Origin of the sequence: Halorientalis salina, from assembly GCF_005049285.1 — an archaeon.
In the GTDB taxonomy this organism is placed as follows: domain Archaea; phylum Halobacteriota; class Halobacteria; order Halobacteriales; family Haloarculaceae; genus Halorientalis; species Halorientalis salina.
The window spans coordinates 822,847-848,896 of sequence record NZ_SOSC01000001.1; the positions used below are offsets into that span (position 1 = coordinate 822,847).

At 65.3% G+C, this 26,050-nt stretch carries 23 protein-coding genes and 1 pseudogene; 13 read left to right on the plus strand and 11 right to left on the minus strand.

The genetic code is table 11. The annotated features are described in order from the left end of the window. Positions 1–100: 100 nt before the first annotated feature. Entirely contained in the window at positions 101–4,648 is a 4,548-nt protein-coding gene (gene gltB / locus E2481_RS04290; RefSeq protein WP_136715881.1) for a glutamate synthase large subunit, read from the minus strand. 226 nt (positions 4,649–4,874) lie between these two features. On the opposite strand from gltB, the gene E2481_RS04295 reads away from it, so the two are divergent. Next, complete coding sequence (locus E2481_RS04295; protein WP_136715882.1) at positions 4,875–5,390, plus strand: DUF4330 family protein; 516 nt, start codon at positions 4,875–4,877, stop codon at positions 5,388–5,390. 25 nt (positions 5,391–5,415) lie between these two features. Here the strand turns inward: E2481_RS04295 and proS are convergent, their stop codons facing one another. Continuing rightward, a complete protein-coding gene (gene proS, locus E2481_RS04300; protein WP_136715883.1) occupies positions 5,416–6,867 on the minus strand; it encodes a proline--tRNA ligase in 1,452 nt (483 codons plus the stop codon). A 148-nt stretch (positions 6,868–7,015) separates the two neighbouring features. Between proS and E2481_RS04305 the strand changes: the two genes are divergently transcribed. Then, a complete protein-coding gene (locus E2481_RS04305) occupies positions 7,016–7,417 on the plus strand; it encodes a DUF7344 domain-containing protein (RefSeq protein WP_136715884.1) in 402 nt (133 codons plus the stop codon). 2 nt (positions 7,418–7,419) lie between these two features. Then, the gene (locus E2481_RS04310; protein WP_250137718.1) at positions 7,420–8,166 is read left to right on the plus strand and encodes a DICT sensory domain-containing protein; all 747 of its coding nucleotides are present in this window, start codon (positions 7,420–7,422) and stop codon (positions 8,164–8,166) included. Positions 8,167–8,432: 266 nt separating this feature from the next. Here the strand turns inward: E2481_RS04310 and E2481_RS04315 are convergent, their stop codons facing one another. The 3 genes from E2481_RS04315 to E2481_RS04325 form a co-directional block, all read right to left on the minus strand. Continuing rightward, positions 8,433–8,945: a hypothetical protein gene (locus tag E2481_RS04315; RefSeq protein ID WP_250137719.1), complete on the minus strand. Its 513-nt coding sequence runs from the start codon at positions 8,943–8,945 to the stop codon at positions 8,433–8,435. Beyond that, the gene (locus tag E2481_RS04320; RefSeq protein ID WP_136715885.1) at positions 8,942–9,421 is read right to left on the minus strand and encodes a hypothetical protein; all 480 of its coding nucleotides are present in this window, start codon (positions 9,419–9,421) and stop codon (positions 8,942–8,944) included. Before E2481_RS04320 ends, E2481_RS04315 begins: the two co-directional genes overlap by 4 nt. Positions 9,422–9,549: 128 nt before the next feature. Further along, on the minus strand, positions 9,550–10,035 hold the full coding sequence (locus tag E2481_RS04325) for a hypothetical protein (RefSeq protein ID WP_136715886.1): 486 nt from the start codon (positions 10,033–10,035) through the stop codon (positions 9,550–9,552). A gap of 223 nt (positions 10,036–10,258) precedes the next feature. On the opposite strand from E2481_RS04325, the gene E2481_RS04330 reads away from it, so the two are divergent. From E2481_RS04330 to E2481_RS04340, 3 genes are read left to right on the plus strand one after another with little or no spacing between them, the layout of a single operon-like run. Next, positions 10,259–12,184 (plus strand): beta-CASP ribonuclease aCPSF1, encoded by a 1,926-nt coding sequence (locus E2481_RS04330; RefSeq protein WP_136715887.1) that lies wholly within the window; start codon positions 10,259–10,261, stop codon positions 12,182–12,184. Between the two features lie 56 nt (positions 12,185–12,240). Next, on the plus strand, positions 12,241–12,564 hold the full coding sequence (sugE, locus tag E2481_RS04335) for a quaternary ammonium compound efflux SMR transporter SugE (protein ID WP_136715888.1): 324 nt from the start codon (positions 12,241–12,243) through the stop codon (positions 12,562–12,564). A gap of 45 nt (positions 12,565–12,609) precedes the next feature. Then, positions 12,610–13,638 (plus strand): aldo/keto reductase, encoded by a 1,029-nt coding sequence (locus tag E2481_RS04340; protein ID WP_136715889.1) that lies wholly within the window; start codon positions 12,610–12,612, stop codon positions 13,636–13,638. A gap of 14 nt (positions 13,639–13,652) precedes the next feature. Here the strand turns inward: E2481_RS04340 and E2481_RS04345 are convergent, their stop codons facing one another. From E2481_RS04345 to E2481_RS18565, 4 genes are all read right to left on the minus strand, one after another. Beyond that, positions 13,653–14,477 carry an endonuclease III domain-containing protein gene (locus E2481_RS04345; RefSeq protein ID WP_136715890.1) on the minus strand — a complete coding sequence of 275 codons (825 nt, stop codon included), beginning with the start codon at positions 14,475–14,477 and terminating at the stop codon, positions 13,653–13,655. A gap of 38 nt (positions 14,478–14,515) precedes the next feature. Continuing rightward, positions 14,516–14,998, minus strand: coding sequence for a hypothetical protein (locus E2481_RS04350; protein WP_136715891.1), 483 nt, complete (start codon positions 14,996–14,998; stop codon positions 14,516–14,518). Positions 14,999–15,071: 73 nt separating this feature from the next. Next, positions 15,072–15,485 carry a DUF371 domain-containing protein gene (locus tag E2481_RS04355; protein WP_136715892.1) on the minus strand — a complete coding sequence of 138 codons (414 nt, stop codon included), beginning with the start codon at positions 15,483–15,485 and terminating at the stop codon, positions 15,072–15,074. Between the two features lie 47 nt (positions 15,486–15,532). After that, entirely contained in the window at positions 15,533–15,679 is a 147-nt protein-coding gene (locus tag E2481_RS18565) for a hypothetical protein (protein WP_169302368.1), read from the minus strand. 135 nt (positions 15,680–15,814) lie between these two features. Here E2481_RS18565 and E2481_RS04360 point away from each other — a divergent pair, with 135 nt between their 5' ends. The 5 genes from E2481_RS04360 (at position 15,815) to E2481_RS04380 (ending at position 22,714) form a co-directional block, all read left to right on the plus strand. Continuing rightward, positions 15,815–17,254 (plus strand): arylsulfotransferase family protein, encoded by a 1,440-nt coding sequence (locus E2481_RS04360; protein WP_136715893.1) that lies wholly within the window; start codon positions 15,815–15,817, stop codon positions 17,252–17,254. An 80-nt stretch (positions 17,255–17,334) separates the two neighbouring features. After that, entirely contained in the window at positions 17,335–19,215 is a 1,881-nt protein-coding gene (locus E2481_RS04365; protein WP_136715894.1) for a hydrolase, read from the plus strand. Positions 19,216–19,476: 261 nt separating this feature from the next. Next, positions 19,477–20,367 (plus strand): coiled-coil protein, encoded by an 891-nt coding sequence (locus E2481_RS04370; protein WP_136715895.1) that lies wholly within the window; start codon positions 19,477–19,479, stop codon positions 20,365–20,367. Positions 20,368–20,478: 111 nt separating this feature from the next. Next, positions 20,479–21,489, plus strand: a complete 1,011-nt coding sequence (sppA, locus tag E2481_RS04375; RefSeq protein WP_136715896.1) for a signal peptide peptidase SppA — start codon at positions 20,479–20,481, stop codon at positions 21,487–21,489. A 73-nt stretch (positions 21,490–21,562) separates the two neighbouring features. Next, a complete protein-coding gene (locus tag E2481_RS04380; protein WP_136715897.1) occupies positions 21,563–22,714 on the plus strand; it encodes a DUF373 family protein in 1,152 nt (383 codons plus the stop codon). Between the two features lie 9 nt (positions 22,715–22,723). On the opposite strand, the gene E2481_RS04385 is transcribed toward E2481_RS04380, so the two are convergent. Continuing rightward, positions 22,724–23,569 carry a hypothetical protein gene (locus E2481_RS04385; protein ID WP_136715898.1) on the minus strand — a complete coding sequence of 282 codons (846 nt, stop codon included), beginning with the start codon at positions 23,567–23,569 and terminating at the stop codon, positions 22,724–22,726. A gap of 96 nt (positions 23,570–23,665) precedes the next feature. Here E2481_RS04385 and E2481_RS04390 point away from each other — a divergent pair, with 96 nt between their 5' ends. Further along, positions 23,666–24,400 carry a diphthine--ammonia ligase gene (locus E2481_RS04390; RefSeq protein ID WP_136715899.1) on the plus strand — a complete coding sequence of 245 codons (735 nt, stop codon included), beginning with the start codon at positions 23,666–23,668 and terminating at the stop codon, positions 24,398–24,400. A gap of 177 nt (positions 24,401–24,577) precedes the next feature. Next, positions 24,578–24,682 (plus strand): annotated as a pseudogene (locus tag E2481_RS04395) (diphthine--ammonia ligase); the annotation flags it as partial. Positions 24,683–24,695: 13 nt separating this feature from the next. Here E2481_RS04395 and E2481_RS04400 read toward each other — a convergent pair. Continuing rightward, positions 24,696–25,661: a sugar phosphate nucleotidyltransferase gene (locus E2481_RS04400; RefSeq protein ID WP_136715900.1), complete on the minus strand. Its 966-nt coding sequence runs from the start codon at positions 25,659–25,661 to the stop codon at positions 24,696–24,698. Positions 25,662–26,050: the final 389 nt, after the last annotated feature.

A 26,050-nucleotide genomic window follows, 5' to 3' on the forward strand; every position in this document is an offset into this window, starting at 1 on the left:
AGCGGTTCACTGAAGCCGAACGAAGTGAGGCTTCAGCCTTTTTCGCCCACGTTTTTCGAGGAGAGGTCGCCGGTAGGCGACCCGACGAAGAAAAAGGTGGTCAGTCGTCGGCCTGGCCCGTCACGGCGTCGCTCGCGTCCGCGGACGGCGTCGCCGAGGCCGGCGGGTTCTGCCGGACGTCCGCCTCCTCGTTTTCGGCGATGATCTCCGCGTAGGCGTCGGGGAGGACCTTCACGAAGTTGTCGAGTTCCTCGTCCCAGTTGTCGAGGACGTACTGGCCTCGGTCGCTGTCCGTGTAGGCGACGTGGTTCTCGACGAGGCGTCGAAGCATCCGTCGGTCTTTGTCGTCCAGGGAGTCGAACGTCGAGACCATGCCGCGGTTGACTTTCGCCTCGAAGTCGCCCTCGCGGTCCAAGACGTAGGCGACGCCGCCGGACATCCCGGCCGCGAAGTTCTTGCCGGTCTCGCCGAGGACGGCGACTGCACCGCCGGTCATGTACTCACAGCCGTGGTCGCCGACCGACTCGACGACCGCCTTCACGCCGGAGTTCCGGACGGCGAAGCGCTCGCCAGCCTGGCCGTTGACGTACAGTTCGCCCTGGGTCGCGCCGTAGAGGGCGACGTTCCCGATGAGGGTGTTCTCCTCGGGTTCGAGCGAGGAGACGTCGGGCGTGTTGACGACGAGTTTCCCGCCCGAGAGCCCCTTGCCGACGTAGTCGTTGGCCGTGCCGGTCAGCTCGAAGGTGACGCCATCTTGCAGGAACGCACCGTAGCTCTGGCCGGCCGTGCCCTCGAAGTCGACGCGGATGGTGTCGGCCGGGAGGCCGGGGGTGCCGTGTTCCTTCGAGATCTCGTTCGAGAGCGTGGCCCCGACTGCCCGGTGGACGTTCGAGATGTCCATGTCCAGCGAGACCGGTTCGCCGCCCTCGATAGCGGCCTCGGCTTCGTCGATGATCTCCCAGTCAAGCTGTTCGTCGACCTCGTGGTCCTGCTCGCGGGTCTTGTAGCGGTCGTCGTCGCCCGCGGGCTCGGCGATGATCGACGAGAGGTCGAGCTTCTTGGCCTTCGGGTGGTCGACGTCGTCGCGCTGGCTGAGTGCGTCGACGCGACCGATCATCTCGTCGACCGTCTCGAAGCCGAGTTCGGCCATGATCTCCCGGAGCTCCTGCCCGACGAACGTCATGTAGTTGATGACGTGCTGGGGCTGGCCCGGGAACCGGTCGCGGAGCTTCTCGTTCTGGGTCGCGACGCCGACCGGACAGGTGTTCTCGTGGCACTGTCGTGCCATCACGCAGCCGGAGGTGACCATCGACGCCGTGCCGAAGGCGAAGGACTCCGCACCGAGCAGCGCGCCGACCGCCACGTCGCGGCCGGTCTTGAACCCGCCGTCGGTCGTCACGCGGATTCGCGATCGCAGGCCCGTCGCCCGGAGCATCTGGTTGGCCTCGGCGACCCCCAGTTCCCAGGGCAGGCCCGCGTTCTTGATGGACGTTTTCGGCGAGGCACCGGTCCCGCCGGAGTGGCCCGAGATGTGGACCACGTCGGCGTTGGCCTTCGCGACACCGGCGGCGATGGTCCCGATGCCGTCCTCGGCGACCAGTTTGACGTTGATGTCAGCGTCGGGATTGGCGGCCTTGAGGTCGTGGATCAGCTGTTTCAGGTCCTCGATGGAGTAGATGTCGTGCAGCGGTGGCGGCGAGATCAGGCCCACGCCCGGCGTCGCGTACCGGACGTGTGCGATCATCTCGTTGACCTTCTTGCCGGGCAGGTGGCCACCCTCACCGGGCTTTGACCCCTGGGCCATCTTGATCTGGATTTCCTCGGCAGCCGAGAGGTAATCGGAGGTGACGCCGAAGCGACCGGAGGCGACCTGCTTGGTCTTACACTCCTTCTCGGTGCCGAACCGTTCGGGGGGTTCGCCACCCTCGCCGGTGTTGGCGTTGGCCCCGATGCGGTTCATCGCGATGGCGTTGTTCTCGTGCATCTCCGGCGACAGCGACCCGAGGCTCATCGCGGCCGTCTCGAACCGTTCGACGATGTCCGAGATGGGCTCGACGTCCTCCACGGGGATGGACTCGCGGTCCTCGTCGTCGAACTCCAGCAGGCCACGGAGCGTGTGGAGTTCCTCGGACTGGTCGTTGAGCATCTCGGCGAACTCCTGGTACTTCTCGTAGTCGCCGGTCCGGACCGCCTGCTGGAGCGTCCCGACGGTCTCGGGGTTCCACTCGTGTTTGATGCCGTCCGAGCGGTGTTCGTACTCGCCCTGGCGCTCCATCTGCGGGTCGTCGCTGAAGGCCACGTCGTAGCGCTTCCGGAGGTCGGACTCGATGTCCTCGATGTCGGCCCCCTCGGTGCGGCAGGTCGTCCCCTCGAAGTACTCCGCGATGAAATCGGAGGAGAGCCCGACTGCCTCGAAGATCTGGGCACCCTGGTAGCTCTCGGTGGTCGAGATGCCCATCTTGGCCATCGTCTTCAGGAGCCCGTCCTCGACGGCACCGATGTAGGCCTCGATGGCCGTGTCGAGTTTCGCGCCGTCCGGTCCGGCCACGAGGTCGTCGATGGTCTGGTAGGCCAGGTAGGGGTTGACCGCGCCCGCGCCGTAACCGATGAGCGTCGCGAAGTGGTGGACTGCACGCGGGTCGCCCGATTCGAGGACGAGCCCGACGTGGTTGCGCAGTCCGTTGCGGACGAGGTGGTGGTGAACGCCGCCGACCGCCAGCAGGCTGGGGATCGGAATCGCGTCCTCGCCGGCCCCACGGTCCGAGAGGACGATGATGTCGTGTTCGGTCGCGGCCTCGTCGGCTTCCGTTCGCACTCGCTCGACCGCTTCCCTGAGGTCGTCCTCGGGATCGTAGGTGATGTCAATGGTCTTCGTCGACATCCCGTTCGCGTCCAGGTCTTTGATGGCCGCCGTCTCCTCGTCGGTGAGGATCGGCGAGTCGAGAACGAGCTGGCGGGCGTGGTCCTGACTCTCGTCGAGCAGGTTACGCTGGTAGCCGAGCCGAGACTCCAGCGACGTCACGAGTTCCTCGCGGATGTAGTCCAGTGGCGGGTTCGTGACCTGTGCGAACAACTGCTTGAAGTAGGTAAACAGCGGCCGGTTGAACTGCGAGAGCACCGACAGCGGCGTGTCGTCGCCCATGGAGCCGATAGGGTCTTTCCCCTTCTCGGACATGGGCTGGATGAGGTGGTCGACCTCGTCGTACGTGTAGCCATACAGCGCCTGCTGTGTGCGCAACTCCTCGACCGGATTCCGCGGTTCGGGGTCGTGGTCGGCGATGTCTTCGAGTCCGACCTGCTCCTGAGCGACCCACTCGGCGTACTTCTCGTCGGTCAGGCCCTGGAACACTTCCTCGTCGGGGATGACCCGTCCCTCGTCGGGGTCCGCGAGGAAGAGCTGTCCGGGCTGGAGACGACCGCGTTTTTCGAGTTCGCTCGGGTCGTGATCCAGTGCGCCGGCCTCGCTGGACATTACGAGCCTGCCGTTTTCCAGTATGTCGTACCGGCAGGGGCGCAGGCCGTTGCGGTCCAGGACCGCACCGACGCGTTCGCCGTCGGTGGCCGCGACCAGGGCGGGGCCGTCCCACGGCTCGACGAGCGAGGCGTGGTAGTCGTACCAGTCGCGTCGTTCCTGGGAGACCATGTTGGCCTCGCCGCGCCAGGCCTCGGGGATGAGCATCCGGAGCGCGTGCGGGAGGTCTCGACCCGTCTCCATGAGCAGTTCGAGGCCGTTGTCGACGCTTGCGGTGTCGGACTGCTCGGGATCGTCGATGATCGGCTTGACCTTCTCGATGTCGTCGCCGTAGCGTTCGTCCGCGAGGTCCGTCTCGCGTGCGCGCATCCAGTTGATGTTGCCCTGGATGGTGTTGAACTCGCCGTTGTGGATGATGTTGCGGTACGGATGCGCGAGATGCCACGCGCCGAGCGTGTTCGTCGAGAACCGCGCGTGGACCATCGCGAACGTCGAGGCCATCCGCTCGTCGGTCAGTTCCGGGTAGTACTCGGGGAGTTGCTCCGCCAGCAGCAGACCCTTGTAGACGACGGTGTCCTGATCTAGCGAGACGATGTAGAACCGTTCGTGACCTGCGGGTTCTTCGGCTTCGACCGTGTTCTCGACGACGCGTCGGCCGACGTAGAGGCGCTTGTCGAACTCCTCGTCGGAAACCTCACCGTTCGCCTCGACGAACGCCTGCTCGACGCGCGGTTCGGATTCGGCAGCGGTCGCGCCGAGGCTGTCGTTGTTCGTCGGTACGGTCCGCCAGTGGAACACGTCCAACCCCTCGGCTTCGAGTTCCGATTCGACGAGGTCCTTGAGCCCCTCGGCGGCTTCCTCGTCGTCTTTCGGGAGGAAAAAGGAGCCGACGGCGTACTCGCCCTGGGACGGGAGGGAGACGTCGAGTTCCGAAGCGAAGAAGTCGTGGGGCATCTGGAAGAGGATCCCGGCACCGTCACCGGTGTTCGATTCGGCCCCGGTCGTCCCGCGGTGTTCGAGGTTCTCTAGCAATTCGAGGCCGTCCGCGACGACGTCGTGGTCGGTTCCCCCATCGAGATCCATTACCACGCCGACGCCGCAGTTCGACCGTTCATCAGTCGGGTCTGCGAGCCCGGCGTCACTCGCAGACTCATCAGTAGTGCGTTGCCCAACCATACCTTGCCCCTGTAACCGGACGAATAAGAGGTTGACCCTGAAGGCCTACGGGTCTGTTAAACGCAAATAAGGGCATATAACCGCATGCCGTAGAATACTGAGACATACTCACAAACAACCGTGTACGTTAGTGGATATCGACGTGGTCCCCGAAGAGTCCGGGAAGTGACGTATCGAGGGATACGCTCTTTACCCAGGGCTGAAATCTACCGGACACGTCTTATACATGGTCGCTCTCATCGACGAGGACGGACGGTTGTTCGGACTCGTGAATATCGTCGATCTGCTCGTCGTGCTGGTCGTGGTCGCCATGGTCGCGGCAGGCTGGGCGCTGGTCGCTGGTGGTGCCGAGCCACAGACCAACGAGACCGAGAACACAACCACAGTCGTCACGATCGAGGCTCAGCAACTCGAACCGTACGTTGCCGAGGCAGTTCCGAACGGCTCCGTCGGTGGCCAGGAGGTCGTGGCAGTCCACTCGAAGACCGTCGAACCGACCACGGTCTTCGTCCCGGACCGGAACGGGCAGTTGCGCGTCCGCGAGCATCCGCGGCTGAAAACGGCCACGCTGCGAGTGGAACTCAACACGACTCGGACCGCACATGGGCTGAACTTCACCGGTGAGCGGAAGACGACCCGTGGGTTCGTCGAACAGGACCGACCCCTTCGAATCGGCCAACGACTCCGTCTCGACATCGGAGACACCACGCTCGCGGGGAACGTCACTGCGATCGAGAACTAAGAGCCAAGCGGAATCGTGAGGGCAGTCAGTACGACTTCGCGAAGTACGCCGTCTCCTCGGCGTCGTCCCCGCAGATCGCACACTCGTCACCGATCGGTTCGGCGTCGCGGTCGAGCGGCACCATGACGATCTCGGCGGCCATCGCGTCCTTGATGGGTTCCTCGCACTCTTCGTCGCCGCACCACGGCGCTTTCACGTAGCCTTTGTGCTGGCCGAGCGTGCCCAGGATCTCCTCGCGGCTTCCGGCTTCGCGGACGCTCTCTTCTAAGTTCTCCTCGGCGCTGGCCTTGAGTTTCGCGAAGACGGTGTCGAGGTGGTCGTCGACGGTTTCGACCAGGCCCTCCCGATCGACGGTTTCGGACTCCCCGTCCGGTCGGTGGTTGAGCGTGATCTCGTCGTCTTCGACTTCGTTGGGCCCGACCTCGATCCGGAGCGGGACGCCCTTGAGTTCCCACTCGTTGAATTTGAACCCGGGGTTGCGCTCGTCGCGGTCGTCGAGGTCGACGCGGAACTGGTCGTCCAGTTCGAGCGCCAGGTCCTCGGCGTACTCGAGTACGTCCTCTTTGGTGTCTTCCTGCCAGATGGGGACGATAACGACCTGCGTGGGCGCGAGCGCGGGCGGGACGACGAGCCCCTGATCGTCGGAGTGGGTCATCACGAGCGCACCGAGCGCACGCCAGGACAGCCCCCAGGAAGTGGTGTGTGCAGTCTGCTCGTCCTCGTCCTCGTCGACGTAGGTCACGTCGTAGGCCTCCGCGAAGGAGGTACCGAGATAGTGGGAGGTGCCGCCCTGGACCGATTTGCCGTCGGGCATCAGCGCCTCGACCGTCGCCGTGGTGTGTGCGCCCGGGAACTTGTCGTGTTCGGGTTTCCGACCCTTCAGCACCGGAATCGCGAGCACGTCCTCGTAGAGTTTCTCGTACTGATCGAGGCGGGTCATCGTCTCGTCCCAGGCACCGTCCTCGTCTTCGTGGGCCGTGTGGCCCTCCTGCCAGAGGAACTCCTTGGTTCGGAAGAAGGGCTTGGTCTCGGTGGCCTCCCAGCGGACGACCGAACACCACTGGTTCACGCGGTGGGGCAGGTCGCGGTGGCTGCGCGTCCACTGCGCGAGGAAGGGCGTGATGATGCTCTCGCTGGTCGGTCGGACGGCGAGGGGTTCTTCGAGTTCGTCGTAGCCGCCCTTGGTGACCCACGCCACCTCGGGGTCGAACCCCTCGACGATGTCTTTCTCCTTTTCGAGGTAGCTCTCGGGGATGAACATCGGGAAGTAGGCGTTGGTGACGCCGGTGTCCTTGAACCAGGAGTCGAGATGAGACTGGAGGTTCTCCCAGAGCGCATATCCTCGGGGTCGCGTGACGATGAACCCACCCATCGGCGCGTAATCCGCGAGTTCCGCCTTCTGAATGACTTCGGCGTACCACTCTCCCGTCGCGTGTTCCTTGCTTTCGGTGATACCGAGTTCCTGCTCGTCGCTCATACCGGAACTGTCCGGGACGGGCGTATTAAAGCCGCCGTGTCGTCCGGAGGACGGTCCGAGGACGCCCCCGTGGCGACAGTAACCGAACCCAACAAGTCGAACGCACGGCGCAACAATACCTAAGCCAATGGAGGCGAGAACTGGTAGCATGTCTCAGGGTGGGTCACAGGGAATCGGGCAGTTGGATACGCTGATGGAGACGCTCGCTAAGCGGGAGCGTCGACGGTTGCTCTACTACCTCCGGGAACACGACACGGCGACACAGCAGGAACTCGTCGACGTACTGACGGGATGGGCTGCGACGGACCGTGATCGAGGTACTGTCACGAAAGACGACTGGGTGCGGATGCAGACTGCACTCCACCACGTCCATCTGCCGCGTCTCGAACACGCGAATCTCGTCGAGTACGACCCGTCGATCGACGTGGTTCGATTGCTGGACCTCCCGCCCTGGGTCGAACGCTGTCTCGACGCTGCCTTCGAGGGCGACCAGAACCTCGCGGCGGACCGGAGACAGCCGACCGAATTCCTCTCGGAAAAATCCGACTGACCGTGTCCCTCGAGGATTTCCTCGCCGAGATGGGGGCACAGCGGCGAACGGTGACCGTCTACAGCGACGATCCCGACCCGGAGATCCCGGACCGGTTCCGCGACTGGAACGTCGAGCTCCGATTCAACCGGCTTCCCGAAGGAAGCCACGCCGGGTTCGTCACCGTTCGGCAGGGTACCGACTTCCTGGCCGGCGTCGACAGTGACGTGCTCTCCGGGTTCTTCGAGCCGACCCGAACAATCCCTGGTTCCGACGCCGAGAGAGACCCGGCGCTGACGACGTTCCTCGACCACTTCGACGAGACGCTCTTTCACGGAACGACGCGCCGACAGTTGCTCGCTGCGAGCCGTGAGTTCGAGGACCGCGCCTGGCGCGTCGGTTCAGGGCGGCTGTACGCGGGGTTTCAGCGGCCGGCGGCGCTCGAAGCCCAGCGGTCGCCGTACCAGCGCCTGGCCGACCGCGGCCTCGACGTGCACGTCTACTTCGACGGCGACTGGGACACGGCGACGATCCCGGGCGTTCGAATGCACGTCGTCCGGAACGACGAGATCGGACGGTTCTGGTTCGTCGCCTTCGACGGCGGCCCCGAGTCGCTGGTGGACGCCGACCTGGACCGGGACGACCATCCAACTCAGGCCTGTGCACTGCTCGCCAAAGAGACCGGCCAGGGAACGTACAGCGGGTTCTGGACGTACGATCCCGAACGCGTGGCGTCCCTGTTGAACTATCTCGAAGCGACGTACCGCTGACGACCGCGCAGTCGAGGGCTCGAACCTTCGTGTACGATAATGATATAAATCCCCCTCTATATCCGGCAGTGATTACTCCCCCGACGTACCTGTTTGTACAGGTAGCCCGATGGCAGTGGGCCATCGGGGGTACCACGAGAATTGCGGTCCGATACCGTCACTCGGTGTCTCCGGGGGGATTCACCGAACCGGACTCCGGGGGTGGGGTCCGCTGGGGTGGCACCGCACACGCGCTCGCCGCTCACTGTTCTATCGATCACAGTCGACTACCGTACAGTCTCCTCGCTCGCCGACTGCGTCGACCGATATCGTCCCGTCGTCCAGACGAGAACGGCGACCGACCCGGCGACGACGGCCGGCCAGATATCGGAGCTCAGATACAGATCCGTCGAGGGCAACTGGACCCAGGAGAACGGATACAGGTAGGGTGGCGCGTAGCCGCCCGCCCGAACCACCTGCAAGTCGAGGCCGACGTGGAGCAAGACACCGCCGACGAGGGCGGCGAGAACCGCCCGGCGCTCGACTGGCGGCACGAGCAAGGAACCGGTGACGGCGAGCGTCACCGCGACGCCGACCGTCTGTAGCGCGAGCCAGGAGATCTCGAGGCCGGCTATCGTCGCCCGGAGCGACCCCGTGAGCAGGTACACCTTGGCAGCGTCCGGGAGCACGCTCCCGACCATCGCCATCGGGACGTGACGCGCGTCGAGCCATCCGACCCGCCGGGTCGCGATCGTCCCGAACACGTAGGCCGCGAGCACGTGGGTCAACAGATCCGTCATCCGTCCCCCTCCCCAGGATGTTGGTTCCGTGGACGGAAATAGCCGGACATGGGTTCGGGTTGCCAGTGTCTGAGCGAGTACCCTCCGACCAGCAGGAGGGCCAGCGCCGAGGCGGCGAGCATGTACGTTCGGTTACGGGCGTCGGTCACGACGACGCGCTCGGCGTCGACGGCCGGGCCGGGTCGAGCGGTGCCGTAGACCTGTACCTCGTCGCCGGGGTCGAGCGCGCTCGGGAGCGACTCGGCGGTGACGGCCCAGCCGTTGGTCGCCCTGAAGCCGTCCTCGGTCCGACGGTCGACGGTGAGCCAGACGTCGACGCGCTCACCGTGGTACCGCTCGAAGTCGTCGTCGAGTTCGGTGCCCGTCGGGTAGACTCGCTTTTCGTCCTCGTGAGTCGCGTAGTCCGCGAGTTGGACCCCGCAGACGGCGAGTAGCAATCCGATCAGAGCGAGCCTGACGACCGGCCGTTCGCGCATCGGTGCATCCTGTCGGCGAGAGACAAATACCTGTTTTGGAACGGCTCATACGGAATGCTGTAGAAGGTTTCCGCATCGACCGCCCGACTGCGGGCGGTCGTAGCGGGAAACAGCTACAGCAAACCGGATCAGCGCCTGCTCCGAAACGGGCTCTCGGTTTCAGTCCAGTTCCACCCTGGGAGCCTCGTCTGGAAGCCGGCGGCCAGAGCCGCATCGAGGTCGTCCGCGCCGGCAGCGTCCCCAGGGTCGCCGTGGGTGATCACATCGGCGTAGTGAAAGGTCGCTTCGCCGAGCGTCCGGAGGGGTTGCCCGCCGGCGATCATGCCGGCCAGTTCCCGCCCGAGAAGTTCGTCGACGACGAATCCGGGATAGTCCCCCTCGACATCGAGGTCGCGCAACAGCGCGACGAGCGCCGCGACGTTGACCGCCAGGTCGCCGTCCGCGAAGACGGCGTCGACGGCGTCGTGGTACTGATCCCTGGTTATCTCGTCGACGGCAGTCCCGAACTGGTCGGCGAGTTCGGCACGGGTCTTATTGACGATCGGAACGACGGTCGGCGCGCGCTTACGGACCCACTCGTGTTCGGTCGCGACGGCGGCAGGCGTGAGTTCCATACCCGACGCTCGTACCGAGATACCTACTGTTTTGCGAAGGGTTTTATAATGGCGAGGCTGTAAGACCGACTACAGGCCGGTTTTCCGGATTCATCAGCTAGTGTCCGGACCGTGACTTCACGGTGTAGCAATCGGCACCATCGGAACCATCATGACGCCTACAGCAGACTGCCTGCGCGCCGCCGCTCGGGCGCAGGTCCGTTTTTTCCACCACTGTTGAGCTATGAGCAAGGTAGAAACTCAGTTAGCGGATTTGAAAGCAAAGATCAAAGACGAGGTCCCCCACGACATCACTATTTCGGACGTGCAGTACGAGGGACCGGAGTTGGTCGTGTACACGCGCGATCCGAAGAAGTTCGCCCAGAACGGCGACCTGATCCGGAAGTTGGCCAGCCAACTCCGCAAGCGGATCACCGTTCGGCCGGACCCCGACGTGCTCTCGGTCCCCGACCGGGCCAGAGAACAGATCATGGACGTCATTCCCGAGGAGGCGGGCGTGACGGATCTGGACTTCCACGCCGACACCGGCGAAGTCGTGATCGAGGCCGAGAAGCCGGGGGTGGTCATCGGCCAACACGGCTCGACTCTTCGTGATATCACACAGAAAGTCGGCTGGACGCCCGAAGTCGTCCGGACGCCGCCCATCGAGTCGTCGACGGTCTCGAACGTCCGGAACTTCCTGAAACAGGAGCGCGACGACCGCCGGGACATCTTAGAGCGCATCGGTCGCCAGATCCACCGCGAGGAGATGTCCGACGACGAGTGGGTTCGCATCACCACCCTGGGCTGTTGCCGCGAAGTCGGGCGAGCAGCCTTCATCATCTCGACGCCGGAGACGCGCGTCCTCGTCGACTGCGGCGACAAACCCGGAGCCGAAGGGGAAGTGCCGTACCTCCAGGTCCCCGAGGCGCTGGGTTCGGGCGCGGGATCGATCGACGCCGTCGTCCTGACCCACGCCCACCTGGACCACTCCGCGCTGATCCCACTTCTGTTCAAGTACGGGTACGACGGCCCCATCTACTGTACGGAACCGACCCGTGACCTGATGGGGCTGCTCACGCTGGACTACCTCGACGTGGCCGCGAAGGAAGGGCGCGCCCCGCCCTACGAGTCCGAGATGGTCCGCGAGGCCATCAAACACTGCATCCCGCTGGAGTACGGCGACGTGACCGACATCGCGCCGGACATCAAACTCACGCTGCACAACGCGGGCCACATCCTGGGATCCTCGATCGCCCACTTCCACGTCGGCGACGGCCTCTACAACGTCGCCTTTTCGGGGGACATCCACTACGAGGACACGCGACTGTTCAACGGCGCTGTCAACGAGTTCCCACGCGTCGAGACGCTCGTCCTCGAATCGACCTACGGCGGCCGCAACGACTACCAGACCGATCAGGAAGATTCGGAACGGGACCTCGTCGAGGTCATCAACGAGACCCACGACAAGGGCGGGAAGGTCCTCATCCCCGCGTTCGCGGTCGGTCGCTCCCAGGAGATCATGCTCGTTCTGGAGGAGGCGATGCGCGAGGGGAAGATCCCGGAGATGCCGGTCCACCTGGACGGGATGATCTGGGAGGCGACGGCCATCCACACGACGTATCCGGAGTACCTCCGCGACGATCTCCGGGACCGCATCTTCCACGAGGACGAGAACCCGTTCCTCGCCGAGGAGTTCAACCACATCGACGGCGGCGAGGAGGAACGCCAGGAGGTCGCCGACGGCGGCCCCGCCATCATCCTCTCGACGTCGGGGATGGTCACCGGCGGCCCCATCATGTCCTGGCTCGAACACGTCGGCCCGGATCCCGAAACCACGATGGTGTTCGTCGGCTACCAGGCCCAGGGGACGCTCGGTCGACGCATCCAGAACGGCTGGGACGAGATTCCCGTGGGTAACTCGGGCGGCCGCGGTCGCGGCGACACGCTGCAACTGAACTGCGACGTCGAGACCGTCGACGGGTTCTCCGGGCACGCAGACCGGCAGGGCCTGGAGAACTTCGTGAAGACGATGAACCCGCGACCCGAGAAGGTGCTCTGCGTCCACGGCGACGAGCAGTCCACGCAGGACCTCTCCTCGGCGCTGTACCACGAGTACAACATGCGGACGTTCGCGCCCAAGAACCTCGAAACCTTCCGCTTCCTCTGAGTCCGGTCGGCGAGAAACGGAAGCTATAGCCGCACCGACCCGGTAATTCTGCTGAAATGTCGTGGCTCGTGCTGTTCGTCGCGGGACTGTTCGAGATCGCGTGGGCCATCGGCCTCCAGTACTCACAGGGGTTCTCGAAGCCGATGCCCACCGTGGCCACGGGGATCGCGATGGTCATCAGCCTCGTCTTGCTGGCGCGGGCGGTGGAGACGCTCCCCATCGGGACCGCCTACGCCGTCTGGACGGGCATCGGTGCCGTCGGGACCGCCACGCTAGGCATCGTCCTGTTCGACGAACCGACCTCCGCGGCCCGACTGAGCTTCATCCTGCTCATCGTCGTCGGCATCGCGGGACTCCACCTCGTTTCGGGCGGTCACTGACGGAGCGGCCGTAGTCTTTTCGCGGTCGCAGGCGTTGGCAACTGCATGGAGTACGTCAGACTCGGCTCCACCGGGACGAAGGTGTCACAGCTCAGTTTCGGGACGTGGCGGTTCGGCCGCGAGACCGGCGGCGTCGTCGAGACCGGGAAAGACGAGGCCCACGACCTGCTCGACGCGGCCTGGGACCGCGGCGTCAACTTCATCGACACGGCCAACGTCTACGGGTCGCCCAACGGCCTGAGCGAGGAGTACATCGGCGACTGGCTGGCCCACCACGACCGGTCGGACTTCGTCGTCGCCTCGAAGGTGTACTTCCCGTTCGACGGCTGGGGCGATCCCGGCCCGAACGACAGCGGCCTCGGCCGCAAGCACATCCGTCGCCAGGTGGAGGGGACGCTCGACCGCCTCGGCACTGACTACCTGGACATCTACTACATCCACCGCTGGGACGACCAGTCGCGAATCGAGGAGACGCTCCGAACCCTCACCGACCTCGTCCGCGAGGGGAAAGTCCACTACCTCGGTGCGTCGACGATGGCGGCCTGGCAACTGACCAAAGCCCTCTGGAAATCGGACGTCAACGGCCTCGAACGGTTCGAGGTGACCCAGCCGCTCTTTCACGCCGCGTATCGCGACGACGTGAAGGAGTACCTCGACGTGTGTGCCGACCAGGACCTGGCGGTCTGTCCGTACTCGCCGCTGGCCGGCGGCTTCCTCACTGGAAAGTACGAACGCGTCGAGGACGACCCATACACCGTGAAAGCGCCCGACGACTCGCGGGCATCCCTCTCGGATCGGTTCGACGACTTCTACGTCTCGGCGCGAGGCTGGCACGTCCTCGACGCGATCCGGGAGGTGGCCGGCGAACTCGACGCGACGCCCGCACAGGTCGCGCTCCGCTGGCTCATCGAACAGGACGAGTTCACCTGCGTGCCGATCACGGGCGCACGAACCGTCGACCAGCTAGACGAGAACGTCGGTGCCGTGGACATCGAACTGAGTGACGACCAGTTCGACCGGATTCTGGATGCTCGGTACGACGAGGAGGGTCGGCGGTGGGGACACGATAACTGACGCCGGCGGGAGGTTCAGTCGCCGCTCGCGCTCACGGCGTCCGCAGGGTCTTCGATCTCACCGCTGTCCGGGTACACGCCCACCTGCTCACAGAGGTCCGCCATCGGACAGGCCTCGGGGTCGTCCAGACAGGCCGGTTTCCGGGCTTTGCAGTACTCTCGTCCGAACTGGATCATCGCCGTGTGGCCGAAGCCGCACTTCTCGGCCGGCACGTCACCCTCGATGTGCTCGCGGACGCCCTCGTGGTCGGCGTCGGCCGGAGCCAGCCCGAGCCGGCGGGCGATGCGATGGACGTGCGTATCGACCGGGAAGACGCCCCCGCGACCGCCGGCGAATAGCAGGACGCAGTCGGCCGTCTTCGGGCCCACGCCCTTCATGTCCAGCAGCGCCTCGCGTACCTCGGCCGGGTCGCCGGTTCTGACGAACTCATCGAACTCCGTTTCCCCGCCGTACTCCTCGCAAATCCGCTCGGACAGTCGAACGATCGTCTCGGACTTCTGGTTGTAGAGGCCGGCGGGCTGGATCGTCTCGGCCAGTCGCTGCTGGTCGGCGTCGGCCAGCGTTTCGGCGAGATCGGCCCCGTCGGAACCAAACCGCTCCATCAGCGCGTCGTGGGCGGGCTGGCTGGCCTTGTCGCTGGTGTTCTGGCTGAGGATGGTTCGGACGAGACACTCGAAGCCGTCCCGGCCACCGTACGTTTTCTGCCAGTAGCGGTCGCCGAGACGGTCGACGACGGCCTCGGCCCGCGTCGCTGCCTCGCCTGGTTCGAAGGTTTCGGCAACCCCACCGCCGTCCGTCCCACCACTGATGTTCCGTGCCGGCTCAGGGTCGTCTGCCATGCGTCGGGGTTGTCGCCCGGCGGAAAAGTATCGTGTGGTTAGATTCGGACGTCGACCCAGGGAAGCAGCGTCTTCCCGTGGTAGAGCCGGATCACCATGCCGATACCGAGGACCGTAAACGCCGCGTACAGCGGCGAGACGAACGTGACGAGGTCCGCCTCGAAGTCGAAGATGATGATGCCGAGGATGTCACTAGCGAGACTGCCGACGTACGCCAGTGCACTCCCTTTGACGAGCGAGTCCTCGTCGCCCTGTGCCAGTGCGATCCACAGAACAGCCGCGAACAGGAAGCCGTCGTAGGGGAGGCCGGTCAGCTGTGATTCCAGTACCGACCCGAGGTCGGCGCTGACGTTCTCACGAAGGGCGTCGATAATGACGTTGAGGATGACCTCCCCGACGAACACCACCAGTGCGGCCGCGGCGGCGAGTTTGCCGACGACCTCCGGCGTGAACGGTCGCTGCACCCGCGTCGTCTGTGTGCCCGGTGCCCCCTGCTGTCCTTGTGTCGGCTGTTGAGCCATATCGGTGGCGAGAAACTACTGCTTGAAAACGATTTCTCACTGAGGTGTCTCCGCGGATTAGCAGACCCCGATTTTACTCGACGCGGAGCGTCAGCGTCGCCTCGGCCCCGTCGGCCAGTGCAGCGACGAGGTCCCGGTCCAGGTCACCCGCGGCCGCGTCCGCCTCGACCATCACGGTCCGGTCGTCGACGTAATCACTGGTCCGCCCGACGATGCTGCGCTCGTTCTCGAAGGAGAGGTCGGGATTGCCGCGCCCAGTGATGGTTTCGGCGTAGCCGCCGGCCTCGATGGTCGCGGCGATCGTCGCCTCGGCGTCCTGGCAGGCCGCGACGAACTCGGGGTCGAAATCCGCGGGGACGCGGTCGGCCTCGACCGCGAGAATGCAGTCGCCCGCCGGCGTCAGGTAGTCGTCGCTCGTGAACTCGAAGGTACTGGCGTGGTCGGCCGACACGTGCTCGTGCCCGTGGGCCCGAACTACTTCTTCCATACCGGCCGTTCCCGACGCCCGCACTTCAGCGGGTCGCTTCGTCGGCCTCAAGCCGCGACGGTGACCGTGACGGCTCCGCAGGCGCACTCGTAGGCCCGACGCTCCCCGCCCGCCGTCCGGTAGACGAGTCGCAGGGACTCCTCGGCGAGTTCGCGCTCACAGCCGCCACAGGTGCAGGTCAGTTCCTCGAACATACCCGAAGAGAGGAACGACAGCGGTATGAAAGCGAGCCGTCCGCGCGGTGAAAGTGAAAGTAGTCGGTATTCGACTAGAAACTACCCGACAGCGAGGTCACAACTTACATTGCCGTGACCTGTCCACGTGGACGTATGAACCGTCGGTCCCGGTACGCGGTTCGGGTCGGGTTCCTGGCGATACTCCTGGTGGCGGCGGGGGCCATCGGGTGGAGCTTCGCGACGGCGGCCGAGTCGGACCGGAACACGGTCGACGAGCCGTCGTCGCTGGCCGGCGTGGCCTCGACGCTGGTCGGCGGGGGAAGCCCGGAACCCGACGTGCGCCGGCTCGAAACGAGCCATAACGGGTCGGGAGAGCTGGGACCGATCACGCTCGTGACGACACAGGGCTACTACACGCCCGACGCGTTCCCACAGCTCGTCGCGCTCTCGGGGAACGGAACGGCGCTCTACCGCGATACCACCTACGACGCGTACTTCGACGTGGACCCGGTAGCGAACGAGAGTCACACCGTCGAGTACGTCGCGGCAGCCCACCGGAGCGACGACTGCCCCGAAGAAGCCTCATCGTGTACGCGCAACGTCGTCGTCCGGGCGAACCTGACGGCCGACACCGAACGCGTCGTCTACGCCGAGGTGACGCCGAGCATCGAGGCCACGCGCTGGCACGACGTCGATCGGGTCAACGACACGCACCTCCTGGTCGCCGACATCGCCGCCGACGAGGTGTTCGCCGTCGACACGCGGACCGACAAAGTCACCTGGCGCTGGGAAGCGTCGGGACACTACGACGGGAGCGGGGACCCCGGGGACGACTGGACGCACCTGAACGACGTGGAACTGCTGGACGACGGTCGCGTTCTCGTGAGCATCCGCAACATGAACGAGGTCCTGTTCGTCGACCCCGGCGAGGGCGTCCAGTCCGACTGGACGCTGGGGGAACAGGACGATCCCGGGATCATCGACGAACAGCACAACCCGGACTACATCCCGGCCGAGCGGGGCGGCCCAGCGCTCGTGGTCGCCGACTCGCAGAACAACCGCCTCGTCGAGTATCAGCGGCGGGACGGGGCCTGGGAGCGGTCGTGGCGCTACCAGGACACCGAGATGCAGTGGCCCCGGGACGCCGACCGGCTCCCGAACGGGAACACGCTCGTGACGGACACCAACAGCAATCGGGTTGTCGAGATCGCGCCGAACGGGTCCATCGTCCGGGAATTGCGGATCGGGATGCCCTACGACGTCGAGCGGCTGGGAACGGGCGACGAGAGCAGCGGCGGCGAGAGCATGGCGCGGCTCCAGGGACGGACAGTCGTCGAAGGCGGCGAGGAACTCGTCACCAGCCCCGACCGGGGACGGTTCGCGTCGGCGTGGGTCTGGTTGAAAGACGTCGTGCCGAGTCGCGTCGCCAACGGTCTGCTGTACGTCGCGCCGGCCTGGGTCGGGTTCAGCGATCTGGTGTTCGCGTTCCTCCTCGTCGTGGCCGGGCTGTGCTGGGGGAGCGTCGAACTCCACTGGTCGCGGTACGACCCCGTCGCGGCCCTACGCGGCCTGACAGGTCGGTTCGGGTCGTAAACCGGTGCGTCGTCGGCTCGTCCCGGTGGGGTCGATAGTCGCGTAAAGGATATGACCCAGGCGGACGCGCCTGCATACATATGCAGGGTCAGTGGACTGGCGCGTCGGTCGAGTCGGACGACGGCAAACCCGATCCGGAGATGTGGACGCCGGTGGACGTGCCCGGGCGACCGACGGTGTTTCAAGACGCTGACGCCGTCGCCTACCGGACCGAATTCGAAGACCCCCGTTCGGAGGGGTCGGGACGGGCCGTCCTGGAGCTCCGCGGGCTGTACGCCCACGCGCGAATCTGGCTGAACGACGACCTCGTCGGCACGCACGACGCCTACTTTCGGCCGTTCCGCCACTCCTTCGAGCCGGCCGAAACCAACGAACTGGTCGTCGAGTGTCGCCGGCCACAGGACCGCTTCGGCGGCATCCACGACACGGACGCCGTACCGAGCGAAGAAGCTATTCCGGGCATCTGGTGGGACGTATCCCTGGAGACGTATCCCGAGACGTTCATCTCGAACCTGGACGTGCGCCCGCGCGTGGACGGTGACGACGCTGCCATCGACGTACGAGCCGTCGTCGAAGCGGGCGAACCGCTGGACGACCGACTGACCTTCTCCCTGCGCCCCGAGGGCGACTTCCAGAGCCGGGGGATGATGGACCGGGCACAGGTGCAGGCGGCCGCCGGCGAGCGGACCGTCGTCACGCACACCATCGAGGTCCACGACCCGTCGCTGTGGTGGCCCCGCGGCCACGGCCCGCAACACCAGTACTCGGTGCGGGCGAAGCTCGGCGATTTCACGACGAGCGTGACGACCGGGCTCTGCGAGATCGACCGCGACGAGGACGGCCTGCTGGTCAACGGGGAACCGGTCTCGGGTCGCGGGTTCACCGTCCAGGCGGCGACGCCCGCCGATATCAAACTCGCCGCCGACGCGAACGCGACCATCGTTCGACTCCACGCCCACGCGCCACCCCAGGCCGTCTACGAGGCGGCCGACGAAGCCGGCCTGCTCGTCTGGCAGGACCTGCCGCTGACCGGTCCGGGCGAGTTCAGCGTCAGCCGCGGGGAGGACGTGGTGAACAACCTGATCTGGACCTACGACAACCACCCGTCGCTGGCGGCCTTCGGCGTCCACGACGACCCCGTCGACCTCTTTCCGGACGTGCTCGGCTCCGGGTACATGGACCGCCTGCGCATGCGGTGGCGGACCTGGCGCGCGGACTACGACCACGGACCCGCCGAATCGCTCGCCGAGCGGTTGCCCGACGACCGGCCGGTGTTCCCCGTGGTCGGCCCCGTCGGCATCGACCCCGACGCGGCCGCCGTCTATCCCGGCTGGGACTACGGGACCGCCGACAGCACCGAGTGGGTCCTCGACCACTACGACGTCGGGGACGTCGTCGCCGAGTTCGGTGCGGGTGCGGTGGGACTGGGCGACGTGACCGACCCATCGGGGTTCGACGAAGCGAAACACGCCGCTCACGTCGCCGACGAGGACGACCCGCACGCCTCCCAGCGGTACCAGGCGAAAGTCGTCTCGCAGGTCGCCGAGACGCTCCGACTGCGAGACAGCGATCTGTTCACCGCCTTCGCGCTCAGAGACACCGGCGACGCCGGGATGGGCGTCCTCGAACGCAACGGCACCGAAAAGGACGCCTATCAGTCGCTGACGGACAGTTTCGAACCGGTCCAGGCGTTCCTCTCGGACCCGACGCCCGGCGCGACGACCGAACTCACCGTGATCAACGACACCCCCGAAGAAGTCGAGGGGATCGTCAAGTGGGTCGCGGGCGATATGGAGGGCGACACCGAAATGGCGATCCCCGCCTTCGACCGGGACACCCTGGGAACGCTCACGATTCCCGACGACGCCGACGGGCTCTCGCTGATGGTGGCGCTCTACGAGGAAAACGACGAGGGAGAGATGGTCGAAACCCGAGCGGTCGGTAACGACTATCTTATATAAGGACGTCGTCGCCGTTCCAGAACTGTGCGACAGCGTCACGTGGCCCTGTGTTGCGTTTGGTAGCGGATTACACGCTCCTCAGCGACCGGAATATTTAAATCATCTACGACGGTACTAGGGAGTACCAGAACGCCGCCGGCGTTCAGGCAGTATCGTGCGACGCCCATAGATGACAGGGAATCTTCCTTATCAGGCGCCAGCCACACTCACAGAGCGTATGCTGTCGATCGCCGGTGCGGTAATGGCATCGAGGTATCAACAATGGCAGAGTCAATAGACGATTCGAAAAACATCGAAGTGACAGACGACGACATCGAGAACAAATCAAAGGGCGAGCTCATCAAGCTCGCCGGGCAGCTCCGGGACCGACGGAACGAGCTGAACCAGCTCGCCTCCGAGCGCGCGTCCAACCGGGACGACCTGAACGCCAAGACCCGCGAGAAGGTCGACGAGGCCCAGGAACACCGCGAGAAGCGCGACGAGCTCAACTCCCAGGTTCAGGAGCACAAGGAGAAGCGCAACGAGCTCAACGCCGAGGCCAACGAGCTGTTCGACGAGGTCGAGGAGAAGAAATCGGACCTCGAACTGGACGAGGGTGCGTCCATCGAGAAGCTCAAAGAGGAGATCGAGGACCTGGAGTTCAAACAGCAGACGGAGGTCCTCAACCCGGAAGAGGAACGCGAGCTCATCGAGAAGATCGAGAACAAACGCGAGGAGCTCCAGGAGAAGACGGAGAAGCTCGATCAGACTGACGACGTCGAGGGGATCAAGGAGGAGGCAGAAGAGATCCGCTCCGAAGCGTCCCAGCACCACCAGAAGGTGACCGAGCTCGCCGACGAGGCCCAGAAACACCACAACGAGATGATCGAGGCCTATCGCGAGGCCGACGACATCCGCGACGAGGCCGACGAGATGCACGAGCAGTTCGTCGAGGCCCAGGAAGCGGCCGACCAGCACCACGAGGACTTCGTCCGCGTCCAGAAGCGCCTGCGCGAACTCGACAAGAAAGAAGAGGAAGAGGAGCGCTCCCAGCGCGAGGAAAAGCAGGAAGAAGCTCGCGAGGAAGCCGAGGAGATCTACCAGAAGTTCAAGGAAGGCGAAACCCTCGACACCGAGGACCTGATGAAGCTCCAGAAGACCGGACTGCTCTAATTCTATCTAGCTGATTCGCCCCGACGCGAGTTGCGGTTTTCGCACCTCTCGGCGCGCGGAGTGTCGTCCGCAGTGTACGGTTTTTTCAGCGCTCGGTTCGGAGTCGCGTACATGGCTCTTCGTGGACAGGGAACGGTGCAGTCGCTCGTTCGAGGTGTCGTCGCGCTCGGGAGTGCCGCCGCCGTCGCACTCGTCGCCTGGGTACTGTTCGTCAGGCTGCCGACCGACCTGACACACCTGTTTGGAATCGTCCTCTTCATCTCGGCGGTGCCGCTGGCGGTGCGCGTCGGCGGGAGCCTCGCCGAGTCGGTCGTCCCGGGGTACAACGTCGCCGAAGTCGCAGTCGAGGGGCCGATCACCCGCTCGGCGGGCGGCGGCGTCGTCTCCACGCCGACCGGTGCCGACGCCGACGACATCGTCGACCAACTGGAGCGAGCGGACGACGACGGGAACGTGGACGCGCTCGTGGTGAAGCTCAACACGCCCGGCGGCGAGATCGTACCGAGCGAGGACATCCGGCTGGCCGCCGAGCGCTTCGACGGCCCCACGATCGCGTACGCGACGGACGTCTGTGCCAGCGGCGGCTACGACATCGCCAGCGGCTGTGACGAACTGTGGGCACGCGAGGGAAGCATCGTCGGCTCTATCGGCGTCATCGGGTCGCGCGTGAACGTCAGCGACCTGGCCGATCGGCTGGGCGTCGACTACGAGCAGTTCACCGCGGGCGAGTACAAGGACGCCGGCGTCCCGCTGAAGGAGTTAGACGAGGACGAGCGGGCCTACCTCCAGGGAATCGTCGACGACTACTACGACTCGTTCGTCGACACCGTCGCCGAGGGACGCGGACTGGACGCCGAAACCATCCGGGACACCGAGGCGCGCATCTACCTCGGCGGGGAGGCGGCCGAGATCGGGCTGGTCGACGAACTCGGGACGCGCCGGGATATCGAGCAGCGGCTCGAAGACGAACTCGGCGAGACGGTCAGCGTCGAGGAGTTCGAGCCGGTGGGCGGGCTGCGCGATCGACTTCGCGGTGGTGCACAGGCCGTGGCCTACGCCCTCGGGGCCGGCGTGGCCGGGACCGTCGAGGGGACCGACGGCTTCGATTTCCGACTCCGGTGAACCGTTCGGCTCGGGCGAGACCCGGTTGAACGGCTACGACCTTTTTTATTGGTTGGGACACGAAGCCCCGATAGTGACAACGTTGGTGGTGTGTCTCGACCGGAGCGAACACCTCGGGGTCGACCCTCCGGTCGTCGGCTGGGAGGCAGTCCAGTCGCTGGTGACCGACGCTGGCGTGGCGGACCCGGAGGACAGCCGCGTCAACTGTATGCTCGAAACGCTTCGGATCGCCCGCGACCTCCGCGACGAAAACGAGGAGGCCGTCGTCGCGGTCATCTCCGCGCGCGGCGATTCCGTCACCAGCGACCGCGCCGTCGCCAGACAGACCGACGAGCTCGTGGCCGAGTACGAGCCGGAGTCGGCCATCGTCGTCGTCGACAGCGCCGAGGACGAGCGGCTGGTCCCGATCGTCGAGAGTCGCATCAAAGTCGACGCCGTCGACCGTGTCGTCGTCCGCCAGGCACGGGACATCGAGTCGACGTACTACCTGCTCAAGCAGTTCCTGGCCGACGAGGAACTCCGCAAAACCGTGTTGGTCCCGGTCGGCATCGCCCTGCTGGCCTTCCCCGCCTTGCTCTTGCTCGCGGACACCGACGTCGCGACTGCAGCCATCGCCACCGTCATCGGCGCGTTTTTCCTCTACAAGGGGCTGGGTATCGACACCTTCCTGGCCAGGCTCCCCGGCGACATCCGAGACGCGTTTTACTCGGGCCAGGTCTCGCTGGTCACCTATGTGGTCGCCAGCGGCCTGGCACTCATCGGCGTGTTCGCCGGCGCGATCGGCGTCTCATCGACCGGTGGGCAACCGCCCTTCATTCTCGGGATGCGATTCGCGTTCGACAGCATCCCCTGGCTGACGGCGGCGGCGCTCGCAGCCAGTACCGGCCGACTGCTCGACGAGATCATCCGCGAGGAGCGAGTTCGAGGTGCCTACGTCAACCTCCCCTTCGGCGCGGTCGCGGTCGGCCTCGTCGTCCGCGGGTTCTCCGCGTACTTCCTCGAACTCGCCAACGTGTTCGAGCCGTTCACCGTCCGCCCGATGGACCTCGGGCCGGTCGTTTTCGAGGGACTCAGCCTGGAGCCCCGCGTTCGCCTGGCGCTGTTTATCTTCACCGGCATCCTCGTCAGTCTTACCGGGGTCCGCGTCGCGGCCTACGTCAGCGGCCCCGACATCGAGGAGGGAGTCGAAGAGGAGATCGAGGACGACGTCGCCGAACGACAGTGAGCAGGCGTACTACTTCCCGGACTCGCCCTGTGAGGTTCGGAGCATTCGGTCCGACGTGATTCCCGCGTTCCCCGCGTTCCCGTCCAGTGCGTGGCGGTAGACCGCCGTTCGAGCTACCCCTTCGAGGAGACAGCAGCAGAAAACCGTGAGGACGGGGACGAGGAGGAAGCCGACGAACGGGGTGAAAAAGCCCAGCGGTGCCACCTGGTAGCCGGTCAGCGTTGCACCGATGCCGAACGCCGCCCCCGAAACCAGACAGATCGTCGAAATCCCCCGAATGGCCGCCGAAGTGGCGACGGACTCGACGCTCGTCGCCGAGACGGCGTCGGCGGCCGACTCGACGGACTCCCTGATCGAACAGTCCGCAACGGTCACGATGAGAATGGCGAACAGATTGCCGCTTCCCTGAAGCGCCGAAAGCACCGTCACCGGCGTCTCCCCGAGCAATCGTTCGAGCAGCGGTCTGGCAAACCAGATGACGACACCGGCCGACCCGAGGACGAGTCCGAGCGCGGTGAGGAGCCGTCGCTTGCGCCACACAACGCGGAGGCCGGCGAAGGGATGGCTGCTATCTCCGCGGAAGACGCCGTCGATCTCGTAGAACATCGCCCCGAAGAGCCAGGCACACACGACGCCGCCACCGAGGAAGTACGTCAGCACGCACAGTATCCAGACGACCCAGCGCAGTTGGCCGTCTATCAGTAGAATCGGGGCCGCGAGTACCACGATCAACAGGGTAACCGACAGCGTCAGCAAGAGCGGATACACGAGAACCGTCGGTCGCCGAACGACGACGGGGCCCGTCTTCGCCAGGGCGCGGAGTCCGACGCCGATCCGGTGGAGTTGACTCGTCATCGTAGCTGGGCCTGGTCCCATTCTCTCGTATAAACGCTCGGACGACCCCGGTACCGGATCGGTGTCGATTTAGGCTATCGGCCGCTACCTCGCATCATGACAACCGGCGCGTGGGTCTCGCTTTTCTCCGGCGGCAAAGACTCCGCGTGGGCGCTGTACCGGGCGCTCGAACGGGGCCTGCCCGTCGAGCGACTCGTGACCGTCCACCCGGAGGGTGACTCGTACATGTACCACGTGCCGGCGACGGACCTCGCAAGTCTGGCGGCCGAAAGCGTCGGAATTCCGCTGGTCGACGTCGAACCCGACGACTTCGCGGCCGCCGAGGCGACTGATTCGAGTCAACAGGGCGATACGGAACTCGAACCCCTAGAGGCCGCGCTCGGCGACCTGGCCACGGAACTTGACGGCGGCATCGCGGGCGTGACCGCCGGTGCGGTCGAGAGCGAGTACCAGACCTCTCGCATCGAGGCGATGTGTGACCGACTCGACGCCGAGTTGTTCGCGCCGCTCTGGCAGGAAGACCCGCGCGAGTTGGCCGACGCGATGCTCGACGCCGGCTTCGAGATCCGGATCATCCAGGTGGCCGCCCACGGACTGGACGAGTCCTGGCTCGGCCGGACGCTCGACGCCGAGGCCCTCGCCGACCTCGAAGCGCTCAACGACGAGTACGGGGTCCACATCCTCGGCGAAGGGGGCGAGTTCGAGACGCTCGTAACCGACGGCCCCCACATGGACCGGCCGATCCGGCTAGAGTACGACACTGTCTGGGAGGGAACGCGGGGGTACATCGAGATCTCGGACGCATGGTTGGCGCAGGCATCCGGTGAGTGACCAACGGGAACGAACCGGTTCACCGGGACCGAACGAAGTGAGGTCCCGGCCCGTTTTTGGTCCAGCTTTTTCGAGGCGTGGTCGCGGCGTCGCCGCGACCCAACGTTCACGAGAGCTTCGCTCTCGTGAGCCAACCAGAAGCCGGAGGCTTCTGGTGACGATGAAAAAGGTGGCTGTGTGACCGACGGCCCCCACATGGACCGGCCGATCCGGCTAGACTACGACACCGTCTGGGAGGGGACGCGCGGCCACATCGAGATCAGCGACGCCTGGTTAGAATAGCCGCCTCGGCCGGTTACGTCCCGTTCGTGATCTGAGTGTGCGCGCCGATGAGCGCGCCAGCGAGCGCGAGGTTCGCGACGTGGGTGTCCTTGTCGATGATGGTCTCGCGGATCTCGCAGTCCTCGACGGTCGTATCCGAGAAGATGACCGACTCCTCGACGGTCGAGTCGACGACTTTCGCGTCGGGGAGGACGTGGACGTTCTCGCCGATATCCGAGCCCTCGACGGTCGCGCTCTCGGCGATGAGGCTGCCGCCGTCGAGTTCCCAGGCGACGGCTTCGAGGTAGCTCTCGGGCGTCCCGATGTCGTACCAGGCGTCGTCGAAGGTGAAGGCGTGAACGTCCTCGCGGGACTGGAGCCACTGGATGAACCACCCAGGCTCGTCGGGGTTGTTGTCGCCGTCCAGGTACTCCGAGAAGCGAATCGATTCTTCGGGGAACGCGTAGCAGGCGATCGAGACCAGCGTGCTGTTGGGTTCCTCGGGTTTCTCCTGGAAGTCGACGACGCGCTCGCCGTCCAGTTCGACCAGCCCGTAGGATTTTGCCTTCTCGCGGGTCCCCACGTCGTAGGCCGCCAGCGTCGGCGTCCCCTTCTCGGTGAAGTAATCGAGGAAGTCGCTCACGTCGAAGCCCATGAGGTTGTCCCCGGCGATGACGAGCAGGTCGTCGTCGATCCCCTCGCGGTCGACGAGTTGGCCCAGCGCGCCGACGACGCCGAACTTCTCGTCTTCTTCCGTGGTCTCCTCGATCGAGAGTCGCGGCTTCTCGTAGCCCTGTTCCTCGACGTGGGCCTCGAAGTCCGCCGCGAACCGCTCGTTCGTGCTGACGTAGACGTCCTCGATGCGGTCGTCACCCTCCAGTTCGGTCAGGATACGGTCGATCACCGTCGTCTCCCCCACCGGGAGAAGCATCTTCGGCCTGTGTTTCGTGACGGGCCACAGGCGAGTCGCGTATCCGCCGGCGAGAACCACTGCGTCCATAATTCGACCCTCAATCCACGGGGATAAGTTCCTTTTGGACCACCTTTTTCATCGTCGGGTGGCCTCGCTCTGCTCGGCCACCGCTCCTCGAAAAACGTGGGCGAAAAAGGCTGAATCTCGGCCTCCGGCCTCGATTCAGTGAACCGCGCTCGCTGCGCTCGCGCGGATGCTGGTGCTCAGTACAAATTGTGTCTCTATCACGTTCCGGCGTTCAATGATTTTTCGGGTCGACTACGCCGATAAGATACTGCAAACAGACTAACACTACTTCTGGGGTTTAATTCGGCACGCTGATTGCGGCGGCTGAACAAATGAGCTGATGAACGAACTTGCCCACAACTACGGAGATTCGGCGGGGTTTCTCAGAGAATACAAGGCGTGTTTGGCCA

Bases quoted from the DNA above. Each gene is read 5' to 3' on its own strand.
- gltB (WP_136715881.1), bottom strand. From the start codon at position 4,648: ATGGTTGGGCAACGCACTACTGATGAGTCTGCGAGTGACGCCGGGCTC.
- sppA (WP_136715896.1), top strand. From the start codon at position 20,479: ATGGCTCTTCGTGGACAGGGAACGGTGCAGTCGCTCGTTCGAGGTGTC.
- E2481_RS04355 (WP_136715892.1), bottom strand. From the start codon at position 15,485: ATGGAAGAAGTAGTTCGGGCCCACGGGCACGAGCACGTGTCGGCCGAC.
- proS (WP_136715883.1), bottom strand. From the start codon at position 6,867: ATGAGCGACGAGCAGGAACTCGGTATCACCGAAAGCAAGGAACACGCG.
- E2481_RS04385 (WP_136715898.1), bottom strand. From the start codon at position 23,569: ATGACGAGTCAACTCCACCGGATCGGCGTCGGACTCCGCGCCCTGGCG.
- E2481_RS04325 (WP_136715886.1), bottom strand. From the start codon at position 10,035: ATGGAACTCACGCCTGCCGCCGTCGCGACCGAACACGAGTGGGTCCGT.
- E2481_RS04340 (WP_136715889.1), top strand. From the start codon at position 12,610: ATGGAGTACGTCAGACTCGGCTCCACCGGGACGAAGGTGTCACAGCTC.
- E2481_RS04330 (WP_136715887.1), top strand. From the start codon at position 10,259: ATGAGCAAGGTAGAAACTCAGTTAGCGGATTTGAAAGCAAAGATCAAA.
- E2481_RS04400 (WP_136715900.1), bottom strand. From the start codon at position 25,661: ATGGACGCAGTGGTTCTCGCCGGCGGATACGCGACTCGCCTGTGGCCC.
- E2481_RS18565 (WP_169302368.1), bottom strand. From the start codon at position 15,679: ATGTTCGAGGAACTGACCTGCACCTGTGGCGGCTGTGAGCGCGAACTC.
- sugE (WP_136715888.1), top strand. From the start codon at position 12,241: ATGTCGTGGCTCGTGCTGTTCGTCGCGGGACTGTTCGAGATCGCGTGG.
- E2481_RS04320 (WP_136715885.1), bottom strand. From the start codon at position 9,421: ATGCGCGAACGGCCGGTCGTCAGGCTCGCTCTGATCGGATTGCTACTC.
- E2481_RS04360 (WP_136715893.1), top strand. From the start codon at position 15,815: ATGAACCGTCGGTCCCGGTACGCGGTTCGGGTCGGGTTCCTGGCGATA.
- E2481_RS04370 (WP_136715895.1), top strand. From the start codon at position 19,477: ATGGCAGAGTCAATAGACGATTCGAAAAACATCGAAGTGACAGACGAC.
- E2481_RS04295 (WP_136715882.1), top strand. From the start codon at position 4,875: ATGGTCGCTCTCATCGACGAGGACGGACGGTTGTTCGGACTCGTGAAT.
- E2481_RS04365 (WP_136715894.1), top strand. From the start codon at position 17,335: ATGCAGGGTCAGTGGACTGGCGCGTCGGTCGAGTCGGACGACGGCAAA.
- E2481_RS04390 (WP_136715899.1), top strand. From the start codon at position 23,666: ATGACAACCGGCGCGTGGGTCTCGCTTTTCTCCGGCGGCAAAGACTCC.
- E2481_RS04345 (WP_136715890.1), bottom strand. From the start codon at position 14,477: ATGGCAGACGACCCTGAGCCGGCACGGAACATCAGTGGTGGGACGGAC.
- E2481_RS04350 (WP_136715891.1), bottom strand. From the start codon at position 14,998: ATGGCTCAACAGCCGACACAAGGACAGCAGGGGGCACCGGGCACACAG.
- E2481_RS04305 (WP_136715884.1), top strand. From the start codon at position 7,016: ATGTCTCAGGGTGGGTCACAGGGAATCGGGCAGTTGGATACGCTGATG.
- E2481_RS04315 (WP_250137719.1), bottom strand. From the start codon at position 8,945: ATGACGGATCTGTTGACCCACGTGCTCGCGGCCTACGTGTTCGGGACG.